Here is a 13803-nt window from a genome sequence, read left to right as displayed (position 1 = left end):
AAAAAAGCCAGCTAAACGCTGGCTTTTTCATCGACTAAATTTAAAACCCTAGGGGAAGGGAATTATTTAGCTAGGTTCTCTGCAACGAAGTCCCAGTTAACTAGAGCCCAGAAGCCGTTCATGTAATCTGGACGAACGTTACGGTAATCGATGTAGTACGCGTGTTCCCATAGGTCAACAGTTAGAAGTGGAGTAGTACCTTCTTCTGTTAGAGGAGTCGCTGCGTTAGAAGTGTTAACGATTTCTAGAGAACCGTCCGCTTTCTTAACTAGCCAAGTCCATGAAGAACCGAAGTTGTTGATTGCTGCGTCTGTGAATTTCGCTTTGAATTCTTCGAATGAACCGAAAGCAGCGTTGATTGCGTCTGCAACTGCGCCAGTTGGTTCGCCGCCAGCGTTTGGTGCTAGACAGTGCCAGTAGAACGTGTGGTTCCAGATTTGCGCTGCGTTGTTGAAGATACCGCCAGTTGAAGTCTTGATGATCTCTTCCAGAGTTTTACCTTCAAACTCAGTACCAGGGATAAGACCGTTTAGCTTAACAACGTAAGTGTTGTGGTGCTTACCGTGGTGGAAATCTAGTGTTTCAGCTGAGATGTGTGGTTCTAGCGCGTCTTTCGCGTAAGGAAGAGCTGGTAGTTCAAATGCCATTGCTCGATTCTCCATTAATAAGAAAGAGTTAGACTCTTTCGATTGCTTCCAGTGTTATTTGTTATTCATGGCCCGCTGAATCAGCCAACCATGGTCATACTGCTGACTTGAGCTATAGTTTAGCAAGTTTTTACTTTATTAAAAGGTTAGATGTTCAATTTCTATATGAAATTTATTTATCGTATAAAACCACAAAGATTATAGGCTTTTTATTCTGCTCCAATGGTTTAGAATGTCCAGATAATTTGCAGTAACTCCATTAAGAGGAAGCAATGGAAACTATCGATAAAATCAAACAGCAAATCGAAGAGAATTCGATCCTTCTTTACATGAAAGGCTCACCAAAACTGCCTAGCTGTGGTTTCTCTTCTCAAGCTGCACAAGCACTAATGGCTTGTGGCGAAAAATTCGCATACGTAGACATTCTACAAAACCCAGACATTCGCGCAGAGCTTCCAGCTTACGCGCAGTGGCCTACATTCCCACAGCTTTGGATTGAAGGCGAACTGATTGGTGGTTGTGACATTATCATCGAAATGTTCCAAAAAGGTGAACTTCAGCCACTAGTTAAAGAAGCTGCGGCACGCGCTGCAAGCAACGAAGAGTAATCTTTGTCGGAAAGTACTGTGTAAATTTACAGTTTTTCTTGATTTATAAAGGCCACATTCGATAATGTGGCCTTTATTGTATCTGTCTGAACGTATTTTATGTCCCGTCTGTTTATCGCCGAAAAGCCCAGCCTCGCAAGAGCTATCGCTGCGGCTTTGCCCAATCCCCAAAAGAAAGACCAAGGATTTATCCGTTGTGGTAACGGCGATGTGGTGACTTGGTGTATCGGCCACTTGTTAGAACAAGTTGAGCCGGATGCCTACGATGAGAGATACAAAAAGTGGAATTTAGCCGATTTACCAATTGTTCCTGAACAGTGGCAGTTACGACCAAGAAAATCGGCTAGCAAACAGCTGACGGTAGTGCGAAAACTGCTCAAAGAATCCAACCAAATCGTTCACGCGGGAGACCCAGACCGCGAAGGGCAGCTTTTAGTCGACGAGGTACTCGATTACTGCAAAGTCAGTAAAGCGAAGAAAGAGTCGGCGCAGCGCCTGTTGATCAGCGACCTCAACTTACCTGCCGTCAAACGTGCCTTAGGCCAGATGCGCAGCAATCGCGAGTTTATTCCGTTATCCGTTTCTGCGTTAGCGCGCTCTCGTGCCGACTGGTTATACGGTATGAACATGTCACGCGCGTATACCTTGTTGGGACAAAAGGCGGGTTATCAGGGCGTGTTATCAGTCGGTCGAGTGCAAACGCCGGTGCTTGGCTTAGTGGTGCGACGCGACGAAGAAATTGAAAACTTTGTACCGAAAGATTACTTCACGTTGCACGCGTTGATCCCGTATCAAGATGGCGCACAGCAATTTGATATTCGCGCTCGTTGGAAGCCGAGTGAAGCCTGCAAACCTTGGCAAGATGAAGAGGGGCGAGTGCTTAACCGTAAGCTGGTGGAAAACGTCGCAAACCGGATTGCCAACCAACCCGCAACCGTAGTTGAGTCGGAGCAAAAGCAAACCAAGCAATCCGCACCGCTACCTTACTCATTGTCTGCGTTGCAGATTGACGCTGCCAAGCGTTTTGGCATGAGCGCCCAGCAGGTTTTAGATACCTGTCAGTCTCTGTATGAAAAGCATAAGCTGATCACCTACCCACGCTCAGATTGTCGTTATTTGCCACTGGAGCATTACGCTCAAGCGCAGAGTGTTTGCCAAGCGATTGGTAACAACGCCAAAGAACTAGGGCCGGCGGTACAAGGTGCGAATCTGTCGCTGAAATCCAAAGCGTGGAACGACAAAAAAGTCGACGCGCACCACGCGATCATCCCGACACCGAAGAAGGCGTCAGTGAACGCGCTATCCGGCAACGAAATGAAAATTTATCAGCAGATTGCTCGCCAGTATCTGATGCAATTTTATCCTGCTGCAATCTACGCAGAAGCCAAGTTGGTGTTTGATATTGCTGGCGGAACCTTTATTGCCAAAGGCAGACAATTGGTTTCAGCGGGTTGGAAAGAGTTAATGGGCAAAGCAGACGATGAGGATAGCGGCGTTGACGCAGTACCACCGTTAGCTGAAGGTACCGTTTTGACTTGTCGCGAAGGTGAAATCAAAGACCGTAAAACCGAGCCGCCAAAACACTTTACCGAAGCAACGTTGCTGCAAGCGATGACGGGGATCGCGCGCTTTGTCGAAGATAAAGAGCTGAAAAAGATCCTCAAAGAAACCGATGGCTTAGGAACGGAAGCGACCCGCGCTGGGATATTAGATACTTTGTTCAAGCGCCAGCTATTAAAACGTCAAGGTAAAACGATTTTGAGTTCTCCCGCTGGGCGTGGCTTAATTCATGCGCTGCCAAGTGACTCCACTTACCCTGACATGACCGCACATTGGGAGCACCAGTTGCAAGGAATGGCCGAGCGCAATCAAGCGTATCAACCGTTTATGCAGTCATTACTTGACCGAATTAATGGGCTGATGGGGCAAGTGAAATCAGGCCCTGTCCCAGAGTCTTTGCGTCACTTGCCAAAAGTAGAGCGACCAGCGTTTAAGCGTAAACGTAAACCCGCGGCGAAAGGGTCGACTAGCAAACGCACCAGCAATAAAAAAGCCAGCAGTTAAAGCTGGCTTAGGTCGCTTACCAAGGCAGGTGAGTGCCGTCGTAATTGATGAACTCACCGGAATTAGCCGTCGTGGCGTGTTCAATCACTTCAATCAATCCGCGTGCGGATGTCGCAGTATCAATCAAAGCGTTTGGCCCACCCATTTCGGTTTGTACCCATCCCGGATGCAGGGCGAGCACGGTAAAACCGTCATTGGTAAGATCGTTACTCAAGCTCTTTACTACCGAGTTCAACGCCGCTTTCGATGAGCGATAAATATAGCCTCCACCGGAGGTGTTTTCCGTCATACTGCCGACTTTAGAAGAGAGGCAGGCAATTTTCTTTAGCGTCCCTAGATGCAGTTTTGGATAGAGCGCCTCAACCAACTTGAGCGGAGCGATGGTATTAACTTCGAATACTTTACGCCACTCTTCCACATCGGTGTGGCCAAATCCGTAACCTTTTGGTCCGTAATATCCGGCGTTATTGATCAGTAAGTCTAGGCTCGGCAGTACGTCAACTAACGATGAAACCGCTGAATAGTCGGTGATATCGAGTCGATGACAAATCAAGTCCCCTTTGTCAGCCAAACTTTTCAACTTATCAGCGCTGTCTTCACTACGGTATGTTGCGTGGACTTGCCAGCCTTTAGACAGCAATTGTTCGGCAAGACTTAAGCCGACGCCGCGATTCGCTCCTGTAACCAAAACGGTATTCATAGGGGTTCCTTACGTTTGAAACGTTGAATGACAGACCAAGAAATTGTGCGAAGCCAATAAGATAAAATCAACCATTTTGCCCATTATGAGACTAAATCATTGAATATGGATGACAGTTGGGTGAACCAGAAAAGGTCGCGACGAGTAAAACAACTTGATAACATGACGGCGTATTTTTTCACTAATGAATCTTATGATCCCACTGATTTACCACTCGATTTATTCTGAGCTAACTCTCCCGGACGGACATCGTTATCCCATCAACAAGTATCGCTTGCTGTATCAACAAATCGCCCAGCAATGTTCAAGTAACGAAGATTGGCAACGCACGTTTCGCTTTGTCGAACCCAAAGCGCTTAGCGTAGAAGAAGTGCTAGAAACGCACTGCAGCGAATATGTCGAAGCGCTGGTGTCAGGCTCGTTGCCTGCCGCTAAGATGCGTCGAATTGGTTTCCCGTGGAGTGAGTGCCTGATCACTCGAACATTGACTTCAGCGGGCGGGACATGCGATACGGTTGAGCAAGCGTTGGAGCAAGGCATCGCGATTCATTTGAGTGGCGGTTATCACCACGCGCACTACGATTTTGGTAGCGGCTTTTGCCTATTTAACGATCTGGTGTTGGCAGCGAAGCGAGCACTTAAACAAGACGGTATCGACAAGGTGCTGATTGTCGATAGCGATGTGCATCATGGTGATGGTACGGCAACCTTGTGCGCCGATGAGCCTGATATCGTCACGCTTTCGTTCCACTGTGCGAAAAACTTCCCCGCGCGCAAACCCGATTCCGATATGGATGTCGCGCTGCCAAGAGAGACTCAAGACAAAGAGTTTCTTGAGTCGTTTTGTTCGGTGGTGGAAATGGCGGTGAACTTACATCAACCGGATATGATCATTTATGACGCGGGTGTCGATATTCATCAGGATGACGAATTGGGTTATTTCAACGTTTCAACGCAGGCGATTGGTCAGCGTGACCGCTTTATGTTTGGCTTAGCACGCAATCGAGCTCTGCCAATCGCGTGTGTCGTGGGTGGTGGTTATCGTAGCCAGCATCAAGACCTAGTGCCAATCCACATGCAGCTCATCGAGGCCGCGAAGGCAATCTACTGCGAATAAGGATTAAGTGATGGAACACAGAATACGCGCAGCAGGGATCCTAATCGAAGAAGACGTGGTGTTGTTGGTGAAAGTCAAAGACTTCAGCGGCGAGTATTGGATTCTGCCTGGTGGCGGAATGGAGCAGGGAGACACCAGTACTAAAGCCTGCTTAAAGCGAGAGTTTTTCGAAGAAACCGGCTTAGATGTGGAAGTAGGGGAACTACTTTGTGTTCGCGAGTTTCTCGAAACCAGTAAGGGGCGTTATAACGCGGAGTTCTTTTACCAAGTGACGGGATACCGCGGCGAAATACACATTCAAAACCTAAAGGGCTTGAGTGATGAGGAGTACATTCAAGCGGTCGAATGGGTTCGCGTCACTGAGTTGCCTGGCAAAAGGCTTTATCCAGTCGAGCTCCAATCTCGCTTGCTCACCATGATTGAAGAGCGGGATTATTCGACTCACCTTGGTGCGTATGTCCAAGGTGAGTTCGAAACAATCAACTATCTAGACCAATAACGCGTTGGCGCGGCAGCCGTTATCCATGCAACTCTTTGGCTAAACCGATAAACATAGTGCCAGCGGTTTCTAAAATTTCATCGGGGAAGTCATAGTCAGGGTTATGCAGCTCAGGGTGCGCTTCTCCACTGCCGATACAAAATAGCGCGCCATTCCATTGAGTCAGGAACTCGGCAAAGTCTTCTGACCAACGCATCGGCTCTTCAAGTTGATGTACATTGAGCTGGTTTTGCTTGGCGACTCGCTTGACCAACTCGACATGAGAGCTTGAGTTCACTGCTGCGTTGAATGGTTCATCCCAAGTAATTTCCATCTCTAGACCATGCTGGGCTGCAAGCTGCTCAACTTTGCTGGTTAGTCGACGCTTCATATCACTGAACGCGTGATTACATTCACTGCGCATAGTCGCCATCACTTTTGCCTCCCCTGGTGCAATGCCAAATGCTTCTTCGCCAAGACTGGCGTGAACAATGGTCACTAGGCAGAAAGCATCCTGATAGTTGTCCGCGAGAGATTGCAGAAAGCCGATAAGTTCTACCATCGCATTGGTCGGGCTTATTCCGTTTTCTGGCCTCGCGGCGTGAGAGGTTTTGCCTTTCAAACTCACCAGAGCGCCAACTGATGCACAGGCGAAGGTGTTGTCCTTGATGATGACCTCATGCAGTGGAAAGCCGGGTAAGTTGTGATAAGCAAAGACGTTATCAATCGGCTGCTCGGCAAGGCGTTTATCGCGAATCATCGCCTCTGCACCTGTACCTGTTTCCTCTGCGGGTTGGAACAAGAGAATAACTTTGCCGTGCTGGGGCGGATTTACACTTAAGTGCTTCGCCACTTTTAACAGCGAGACGGTATGTCCGTCGTGTCCGCACGCATGCATTATGCCGTCGTGGTGAGATACGTGGTTATGGGTGGCTTTCTCTGTAATCGGAAGCGCATCAAAATCGGCGCGAAATAGCGTCGTTTGACCTGGTTTCCCGCTATCGATAACGCAAAACAGGCCATGCCCGCCGACACCGATAACCGGCTCTAAACCAAAAGAAGCGAGTTGAGTAGCAATGACTTGTGAGGTGTTGACTTCGTTACCCGATAATTCAGGAAAACGGTGCAGTTGCTGGCGAAAAGCAATCGCATCAAAGGTTGGTGTGGTAGTTAGTTGCTCGCTCATCGATTATCCCTTCCATTAGTGCAAGCTCCCATTTTTAGACCTCGAACAGCAGATGTTCAACCGCGTGATAGGAAATCTCTCGGTAGGATCAAAAATAATCTTATTGGCGATGGCGGTAAGTTGAAGGGGATAAACGAAAAAAGCCTGCTGATTGCTCAGCAGGCTTTTCGAATGTGGCGGAGAGATAGGGATTTGAACCCTAGATACGCTATTAACGTATGCCGGTTTTCAAGACCGGTGCTTTCAACCACTCAGCCATCTCTCCGTGTGAGGCGAATAATATAGAGGTTGCGAAAACTTGTAAACCCCTAAAATTACTGTTTGCTTTATTTGTGGGCACTTCGTGATAAATATCAGATTAAGTGCGCGTTTTTACATCAAATCTAGCCTTTGTGCCTCGCATTACTTGGCTAAACACCACCACATTTACCAATCGCTTCAATGGGATAAACTCAAGCGCTTAACCGAGCATAACGCCCAAACTTAGTAGTATCATCACCATCGCGGTCAATATCGCCAATAGTGGGCCGATAAAAAGAGAGCCGGAGCTCTCTTTATTGTTGGGTTGACTGCATCTGATCTGTGCTAGTCATTAATCTTCTTGTCGTAGAACTTTTGCCAATAAAGATAACGCCGCTGCTAGCAATACAATGTCTTTTAGTAGGAATTGACCCGGCACGACAGAGATTGCTGGGAAGCCACCTAAACTTGCTTCGCTGATTGGCGCGGTAAACAGAAAGCTTGTTGTAACGGCGAAGATAACTGTAGCACTAGCAGCGCCGACAAGTGCAAACACGCGGTGCACTGGTGCGAACAATAAAGCAATCGCAGTTGCCACTTCCACCAAACCGATCAGGTTAGAAGCACCTTGTAAGCTGAAGATACTGTATAACCAGCTGGTCAGCGGGCTTGATGCCACAAGACCTTGGATTGCGTTTGCTTCGTAACTGGTAAACTTCATTGCCCCAATCCATGCTAGGACGATGATGATAGAAAAACGTACTGCTTGGTCAGCAATGTTGGTCAGTGATTGAGTGCCTGCTACTCGGTGATTGGCTGTGCTATTGATAGTTGTCATGGTCTTTCTCCTTCATCAATTCTCTGTGTTATTTTGCGGTATGCGTGACGCCTTGGCGCTCTAAGATCTGTTCAAAATCACCACTTCTGATGCTGGCGACTAAATCATCATTTCCACCAACGTGGTGGTTGCCGACAAAAATCTGTGGAACGGTTCGTCGTTGGCTACGGTTCTTCATTTCGTTTAGTCGCGTTGGGTTATCGCTGACTTCGATTTCTCGATACGCTAAACCTAAACGCTTTAAAGTGTGTTTTGCGGCTTTGCAATGAGGGCAGTAGTGTTTGGTATAAATTTCGATTTTTGCCATGGTGTTTCTCCGCTTGTTGTCTGTAGGGTTAATTTAACCATTGCGGAAAATACTATCTATGCATGATAATCTTGATTTAATACATAGATCGTCTAGTTAAGGATAAGGCTAAATATGGAAGTGATGAGCGATATGCTGCGCGCGATTCGTGTGGTAGGCAGCGTCTATTTTTGCAGTCAGGTGGAAGCGCCGTGGAGTAAAACCTTTAACGACCTAGACCACGCCAGTTTTCATTTGATTCGACGTGGTGGTTGCTGGGCGATTATTGACGGTCAAGTGGAACGATTGGAAGCGGGAGATTTGATCTTCTTAGGACCGGGACAAGACCATGTATTGTCGAGTCAATCTCCGGATAAAGACAAGCCTGACCTAGAAGAACCAACGCTGTTACTTTGTGGTTCTTTTAGCTATACGCGAACAGTGACGACGCCGTTATTGGACATCTTTCCTCGGGTGACGATTGTGCGTGATAAAGACTTAGCGCACTATCCTTGGTTGAGAAGTACCTTTGACCAGTTGAGTTCAGAATATCTATCCCAAGGGCCAGGCTCGGAGCTGATCGTCAATAAGCTGACCGAAATCATCTTGGTCGAACTGATCCGAATTAACTTTGGGCGAGAGCAAAAAAGCCCGTTTTTAGAGGCGCTGAACGACAAACGTATTTCTCGTGCTCTGCAACTGTTGCATGACCATCCTGATAAGAGTTGGACGCTCGAGTTGGTTGCAGGTGAGATCGGTATGTCACGCGCTGCGTTTGCTAGCCGCTTTTCTGCTTTGGTTGGACAACCGATGTTTGAATACTTAACCAATCTCAGAATGGGCAGGGCACAGGAGCTGTTGCGTGAGTCGCTATTGTCGATTGATGAGGTAGCTGAGCAAGTTGGTTATGAATCGGAGCGCGCCTTTACGCTCACGTTTAAAAAGCATACGGGCACAACCCCCAAGCGTTTTAGAGCGCAACAATAACTCGGTGTTGGCCGATATACAGATAACAAAAAAGAGAGCCGAAGCTCTCTTTTTTCGTGTCTGGTCGGACTGACTGGATTTGAACCAGCGACCCCCGACACCCCATGACGGTGCGCTACCAAGCTGCGCTACAGTCCGATGACGATAATTTAGCGACTGCTTTCAGTTTCGTCAATTGCTAAGAATTTGATTTAGTTCCCTTTTGCATAAAAACGTTGCAGTTCTGTCAGGCCTTGCATCAGCACTGGCAGAGTCGGGTTTTCATCTTTCAAACGCTTGTAATTGCTGTCATACAACTTGTAGTTACCAAACTTATCAATCACCGTCGTATCTTTCTGGGTGATAAGTGCTAGCTCTCTTGAATCACCAGCAAGAATCCATTTTCTCGCGCGCTCGTCAAACAAGTTGCGTCCGCTACTGAAGTCGTTTGGATTCGACGACACACCTAGCAGGTCCTGCAACAGCGTAACTGATAAGTCTAGGTGGCTGGTGCGATGCTGATACTCAGAAGCGATCTTACCCGGCCAATGAATAACCATAGGTACTTGTAACTGGTAGCGGCTGTAGTTGGTGTTTGCACCCCAGCTATTGGTATTGGTTTCGTTGAACTCAGTACCGTGATTCGAGGTAATAATCACGATAGTCGAGTCTTTTATGCCTAGCGCATCAATCTCTGTAAACAATGCCGCCAGCTCTTCATCGGCTTTCTGCGCCGATTTCTTGTAGCCAGCTTTGAGGGTATCTTCGCTGCTTTGATTCTTCGTTGCGCGTTCGTAAGCATTGAAGTTATTCAACGTCGTAAGCTCGATGAAGCTGAACCAAGGTGATTTACCTTGTGCTTTCGCCCATTCTGACCACGCAGAAATCGTCTGGATATCTGCCGAGTCTTCAGCATTGAGCGGAATGCCGGTGAAGTTCATACCACGGAAAACAGATTCACCGTAAAGCGGGTCACTAAAGTTGTCTGCGCTGAATAAACCGAACTGGTATTTCTTGTCGGTCAGCGTCTGGATCACGATAGGTTTCGTACCTTGTGTCTTAATGCTTGGTGCGTATGCGCTTGGCAAACCATAGAACAGACCAAACACACCAAATGTATCGTTACTTGAACTGTAGTGGTTGGTGAAGTTGAGATTCTGCTCAGCAAACGCGTACGTCGCAGGCATCCAATCTTTGTTCAGCGCGTCAGCACGTAAGTTATTCACGCTCACGACCAATACGTTTAGCGGATTAGCGCGGCGATTGAACTCAAGTGGCTCTAACGGGTAGCGAACGAGCTCTGCGTTTTCTTCTTGGTTCTCTTCAAGACGCTTTAGGTACTCTTCTTTGTCGAGTAGGCCGTGTTTCTCCATGAACGACTTCGCGGTCATTGGGTAAGAGAGCGGGAAGTTAGCACGCTGCGCGGTGATCGGATTGTAAAAATACGCATCCGCCCACACGTAAATAAGGTGGCTAGAGATAAAGCTAATAAAGAATAACGCCGCAAACGGACGACCAATATGCTTGTGCGATAGTTTGCGTTGTTTACGCCATACCCATTCAGACAACCCGAGTTGAAGCATGAAGATCAGTGGCATGACGATAAATAGGTGCTGAAGGTCAGAGCTGACTCGTGAGCTTTCATCGTTGAACAACACTTCCCACACGACAGGCGTTAAGTGGAGGTTGATGGTTTGATAAGCCTGAGTATCGATCAGCAGTAACGTCAGTCCGAGAGTCGCGAAACAGACCGCGATCAGTCGGAACAGTTTCCGCGATGGGACAATAAATGTCAGCGGAAAGAGGACTAACAGGTAGAGAGCGAATACCAAAAAGCCGAAATGACCGACCCATGATACGGCTAAGTAAAATTGTCCGAGTAAGGTTTCAGGCCAAGGAGACTGAGAAATATAACGGGTACCCACCAACATTGCTGCAATAATGTTGAAGAAGGCAAACCAATGTCCCCAGCCGACTAAACGTGATACACGTTCACCATATGTGTTTCCGCTATCTACCATGTATGTGTTCTATGTATTTTTATTGCTATTAGTGTGATTTGTCTTCAATAGAAGAAACAAGCGCTTGTGCAAATTTTTCAGCAATTACCTTGCGTTGTGAAGGCGCAACATCTTGATTTAAGACATTGGTAGCGATATTTCCCGCAATCATCAGAGAAAGCTCTGGGCCAGCTGAATGTTTATCAAGAACCGCTGCAATCTCAGTTAAGATTTGTTCAACTTTCTCGTCGCTGTATTTAGAAGTAATTGGCATAAAAGTGTTCTAATGTTGATAGTAAAGCGGCTTATGATAACCTACAATGCCACGCAACTGAAACCTATGCAGCGATAAATTTCACCATGAGTCTTCAACTATCTAACGTTATCTTACACCAACTGCAAAAAAACGATTCAGATGAACTGATTGTTAACTTCAGAGCCGACTCTCTGAACAATGATTCTTCCACCGAAAACCTAGTTGCCGAATTGCACCGAGTATTTAACTCAAAGGCAGGTAAAGGCTTTGGTTCTTTCAAATCGGACAGCGAATTTCAGCATTGGTTGCAAGAGCTGCGCAAAGGTGAGAGAAACTTCTACGATTTTTCTCAAAGCAGTGCAAACCGTCTTAAAGAAGAGTTAGCTAAATACCCATTTGCGGACGAAGGTATCTTGGTATTTGCAGAGTACCAGTCTCTGGCAACGGATTACCTATTTGTCGCTATTATTCCGTCAAACCACAGTTTGAAAGTGACCGAAGGTCTGGATATCAGCGCAACCGAATACTTAGATTTGAGCAAGATGGATATCGCTGCTCGTATCGACCTAACCAGCTACGAAACTGACAAAGATTCAAACCGTTACTTAGCTTACATTAAAGGCCGAGTAGGGCGTAAAGTCGCAGACTTTTTCCTCGATTTCCTACAAGCAGAAGTGGGCTTAGACACCAAACAGCAAAACCAAGTGCTGATGCAGGCAGTAGAAGACTTCTGTACTGACTCTAAACTGGAAAAAGACGAAGCCCTAAGCTACAAAAAGCAAGTTGCCGATTACTGCAGTGAGCAGATCAAATCGGGTGACGAAGTGCAAATCAAAGAGTTGTCGGGTGAGTTACCGGCGGCACAAGATGGCACGAGCTTCTTCGATTACACCCAAGAGCAAGGCTACGAACTGGAAGAGAGTTTTCCTGGCGACCGCACTGCCGTACGCAAGCTGACCAAGTACGTCGGCGCTGGTGGCGGTGTCAATATTAACTTTGACAGCATGCTGCTTGGCGAGCGCATTTTCTACGATCCAGAAACCGATACGCTAACGATCAAAGGCACGCCCCCTAATCTGCGTGACCAATTAACGCGCAACAAGTAACCTTCCATATCTGGGGCTGAGTGCAATAAATGCGCACTTAGCCCTACACTTCCTAAAAATTGCATATATTCTTGTATTCATAGCACTTTATTTGAGTTTAAAGGCATGGAACGCAAGTGGATTAAATTAGCTGTGCTGGTATCGGTCTGTTGGCTGATAACGTTAAGCGCAATTGTTGGTAGCTACCGTTCGGTAGAAAACAGTCAACTTCAAGTGGAAGAGTTGGGTTATGAAGTAGAAAAGTTGCGTAACTCGTTTTATTTCGACAACAGCTTTCGCGCCAAGTTACTTAATAGCCAAGAGCTGAATTTACAAATCCTCTACGCATTACGTTTACAAATTGGTGCAGACTATCGTGATAGTTGGCTCAGCCCTGATTTAAACCAACTTCTTTACACCGTCGATAGGTTTATCGACCTTGCCAAAGCGTATGTCGACAATGAAGTCGCCGTCAGCGAACTTGCACGGCAGATTCGTCGCATTCGCACCCACTATCCTGACCAGCATCCTTTATCCGATTACTATTTTCAATTGAGCGCCAACGTATTCGAAACTCTCTACGACACCAGTAACCAAAGCATACAGGCAGCAAGGGATGTTGACCGAATTTACCAACATTCGACGCTGCTTGAAGGCAAAGAAAAGAAAGAACTGCAGCAGGTGGTTGCAGAGGTGTCTCTTGTGCTTGGCAGCTATGCGCAGGGCAGTTATTTTGTCGATAATCTGATCGCACACGACGTCAGTGCTGAGCTCGCTATCATCGCGGGTAAATACCAAGAGTTACGTGAACAACATTTGATGCTGGCAATATTGGTGAGCTTATTGGCGGTAGGCGCGCTACTTGGCATCATTTTGCTCACTTACCATCCAGCTCAATCGCGAGCGGTTGCTGTACAAAGAGAGCAAGTGCCGCCAGTTAGTAGAAGTCAGCAAGCTAAAGCAGACAGTGCGGATGATGAGATCAACTTTGATGACATGGTAACGTCGTTGAACGGTGATATTAAATCTGTGTGCATGTTGCTACAAGTTTTCGTTTCTGATCACGCTCAAGACATCCAAGAGCTCCGCGCGTTACTCACAGAATCTCCAGTAGATGCGCAGAGGAAAGCTCATAGCTTGAAAGGAATTGGTGGTAACTTGGGTGTGGTTCAACTGCGTGACGCTGCCGCAGAACTGGAAACAGCGATTGCGAAAGAGAGCGATACTGTGCCGTTATTGCTGGTCGAGCTAGAAAAACACCTCGATGCAACCATAAAAGCAGCTCAGACTTTTCTGAATATACATAATGTTGATTTAAATTAATCGCTCCCT

At 47.0% G+C, this 13803-nt stretch carries 14 protein-coding genes and 2 tRNA genes; 7 read left to right on the top strand and 9 right to left on the bottom strand.

The annotated features are described in order from the left end of the window. Positions 1-62: 62 nt before the first annotated feature. Complete coding sequence (sodB, locus tag AKJ31_RS06355) at positions 63-647, bottom strand: superoxide dismutase [Fe] (RefSeq protein WP_053408263.1); 585 nt, start codon at positions 645-647, stop codon at positions 63-65. Positions 648-919: 272 nt separating this feature from the next. On the opposite strand from sodB, the gene AKJ31_RS06350 reads away from it, so the two are divergent. Beyond that, a complete protein-coding gene (locus AKJ31_RS06350; protein ID WP_053408262.1) occupies positions 920-1255 on the top strand; it encodes a Grx4 family monothiol glutaredoxin in 336 nt (111 codons plus the stop codon). A gap of 99 nt (positions 1256-1354) precedes the next feature. Further along, entirely contained in the window at positions 1355-3319 is a 1965-nt protein-coding gene (locus AKJ31_RS06345; RefSeq protein WP_053408261.1) for a DNA topoisomerase III, read from the top strand. Between the two features lie 16 nt (positions 3320-3335). On the opposite strand, the gene AKJ31_RS06340 is transcribed toward AKJ31_RS06345, so the two are convergent. After that, the gene (locus AKJ31_RS06340; RefSeq protein WP_053408260.1) at positions 3336-4019 is read right to left on the bottom strand and encodes an SDR family oxidoreductase; all 684 of its coding nucleotides are present in this window, start codon (positions 4017-4019) and stop codon (positions 3336-3338) included. 193 nt (positions 4020-4212) lie between these two features. On the opposite strand from AKJ31_RS06340, the gene AKJ31_RS06335 reads away from it, so the two are divergent. Next, positions 4213-5136, top strand: a complete 924-nt coding sequence (locus AKJ31_RS06335; protein ID WP_053408259.1) for a histone deacetylase family protein — start codon at positions 4213-4215, stop codon at positions 5134-5136. Positions 5137-5146: 10 nt separating this feature from the next. After that, positions 5147-5635 carry an NUDIX domain-containing protein gene (locus AKJ31_RS06330; protein WP_053408258.1) on the top strand — a complete coding sequence of 163 codons (489 nt, stop codon included), beginning with the start codon at positions 5147-5149 and terminating at the stop codon, positions 5633-5635. 19 nt (positions 5636-5654) lie between these two features. Here the strand turns inward: AKJ31_RS06330 and AKJ31_RS06325 are convergent, their stop codons facing one another. From AKJ31_RS06325 to grxC, 4 genes are all read right to left on the bottom strand, one after another. Then, the gene (locus AKJ31_RS06325; protein WP_053408257.1) at positions 5655-6800 is read right to left on the bottom strand and encodes an amidohydrolase; all 1146 of its coding nucleotides are present in this window, start codon (positions 6798-6800) and stop codon (positions 5655-5657) included. Between the two features lie 174 nt (positions 6801-6974). Beyond that, positions 6975-7065, bottom strand: a tRNA-Ser gene (locus tag AKJ31_RS06320). A gap of 327 nt (positions 7066-7392) precedes the next feature. Further along, positions 7393-7878 carry a YkgB family protein gene (locus tag AKJ31_RS06315; protein ID WP_053408256.1) on the bottom strand — a complete coding sequence of 162 codons (486 nt, stop codon included), beginning with the start codon at positions 7876-7878 and terminating at the stop codon, positions 7393-7395. A gap of 28 nt (positions 7879-7906) precedes the next feature. Then, positions 7907-8185 (bottom strand): glutaredoxin 3, encoded by a 279-nt coding sequence (grxC, locus tag AKJ31_RS06310; RefSeq protein ID WP_053408255.1) that lies wholly within the window; start codon positions 8183-8185, stop codon positions 7907-7909. A 114-nt stretch (positions 8186-8299) separates the two neighbouring features. Between grxC and AKJ31_RS06305 the strand changes: the two genes are divergently transcribed. After that, positions 8300-9151: an AraC family transcriptional regulator gene (locus AKJ31_RS06305; protein WP_053408254.1), complete on the top strand. Its 852-nt coding sequence runs from the start codon at positions 8300-8302 to the stop codon at positions 9149-9151. 61 nt (positions 9152-9212) lie between these two features. On the opposite strand, the gene AKJ31_RS06300 is transcribed toward AKJ31_RS06305, so the two are convergent. The 3 genes from AKJ31_RS06300 to AKJ31_RS06290 all read right to left on the bottom strand — a co-directional run bounded on the left by AKJ31_RS06300 (position 9213) and on the right by AKJ31_RS06290 (position 11404). Further along, positions 9213-9289: transfer RNA gene (locus AKJ31_RS06300), tRNA-Pro, on the bottom strand. A gap of 53 nt (positions 9290-9342) precedes the next feature. Further along, on the bottom strand, positions 9343-11151 hold the full coding sequence (locus tag AKJ31_RS06295) for a DUF3413 domain-containing protein (RefSeq protein ID WP_053408253.1): 1809 nt from the start codon (positions 11149-11151) through the stop codon (positions 9343-9345). Between the two features lie 28 nt (positions 11152-11179). Next, positions 11180-11404 carry a YejL family protein gene (locus AKJ31_RS06290; RefSeq protein WP_053408252.1) on the bottom strand — a complete coding sequence of 75 codons (225 nt, stop codon included), beginning with the start codon at positions 11402-11404 and terminating at the stop codon, positions 11180-11182. 86 nt (positions 11405-11490) lie between these two features. Between AKJ31_RS06290 and yejK the strand changes: the two genes are divergently transcribed. Both yejK and AKJ31_RS06280 read left to right on the top strand, forming a co-directional pair. Continuing rightward, positions 11491-12492 carry a nucleoid-associated protein YejK gene (gene yejK, locus AKJ31_RS06285; protein ID WP_053408251.1) on the top strand — a complete coding sequence of 334 codons (1002 nt, stop codon included), beginning with the start codon at positions 11491-11493 and terminating at the stop codon, positions 12490-12492. A gap of 105 nt (positions 12493-12597) precedes the next feature. Then, positions 12598-13794 (top strand): Hpt domain-containing protein, encoded by a 1197-nt coding sequence (locus AKJ31_RS06280; protein ID WP_053408250.1) that lies wholly within the window; start codon positions 12598-12600, stop codon positions 13792-13794. The last annotated feature ends 9 nt before the right edge of the window (positions 13795-13803 follow it).

The sequence above is a fragment of the Vibrio hepatarius genome, assembly GCF_001274785.1.
Taxonomy (GTDB): Bacteria; Pseudomonadota; Gammaproteobacteria; order Enterobacterales; family Vibrionaceae; genus Vibrio; species Vibrio hepatarius.
Note: the sequence above shows the minus strand (reverse complement) of the source record. Positions and strands in the feature narration are given on the sequence as shown.

Coding starts and splice junctions, on each gene's coding strand:
- AKJ31_RS06290 (WP_053408252.1), bottom strand. CDS start 11,404: ATGCCAATTACTTCTAAATACAGCGACGAGAAAGTTGAACAAATCTTA.
- AKJ31_RS06335 (WP_053408259.1), top strand. CDS start 4,213: ATGATCCCACTGATTTACCACTCGATTTATTCTGAGCTAACTCTCCCG.
- AKJ31_RS06350 (WP_053408262.1), top strand. CDS start 920: ATGGAAACTATCGATAAAATCAAACAGCAAATCGAAGAGAATTCGATC.
- AKJ31_RS06305 (WP_053408254.1), top strand. CDS start 8,300: ATGGAAGTGATGAGCGATATGCTGCGCGCGATTCGTGTGGTAGGCAGC.
- yejK (WP_053408251.1), top strand. CDS start 11,491: ATGAGTCTTCAACTATCTAACGTTATCTTACACCAACTGCAAAAAAAC.
- AKJ31_RS06315 (WP_053408256.1), bottom strand. CDS start 7,878: ATGACAACTATCAATAGCACAGCCAATCACCGAGTAGCAGGCACTCAA.
- grxC (WP_053408255.1), bottom strand. CDS start 8,185: ATGGCAAAAATCGAAATTTATACCAAACACTACTGCCCTCATTGCAAA.
- AKJ31_RS06295 (WP_053408253.1), bottom strand. CDS start 11,151: ATGGTAGATAGCGGAAACACATATGGTGAACGTGTATCACGTTTAGTC.
- AKJ31_RS06345 (WP_053408261.1), top strand. CDS start 1,355: ATGTCCCGTCTGTTTATCGCCGAAAAGCCCAGCCTCGCAAGAGCTATC.
- AKJ31_RS06330 (WP_053408258.1), top strand. CDS start 5,147: ATGGAACACAGAATACGCGCAGCAGGGATCCTAATCGAAGAAGACGTG.
- AKJ31_RS06280 (WP_053408250.1), top strand. CDS start 12,598: ATGGAACGCAAGTGGATTAAATTAGCTGTGCTGGTATCGGTCTGTTGG.
- AKJ31_RS06325 (WP_053408257.1), bottom strand. CDS start 6,800: ATGAGCGAGCAACTAACTACCACACCAACCTTTGATGCGATTGCTTTT.
- AKJ31_RS06340 (WP_053408260.1), bottom strand. CDS start 4,019: ATGAATACCGTTTTGGTTACAGGAGCGAATCGCGGCGTCGGCTTAAGT.
- sodB (WP_053408263.1), bottom strand. CDS start 647: ATGGCATTTGAACTACCAGCTCTTCCTTACGCGAAAGACGCGCTAGAA.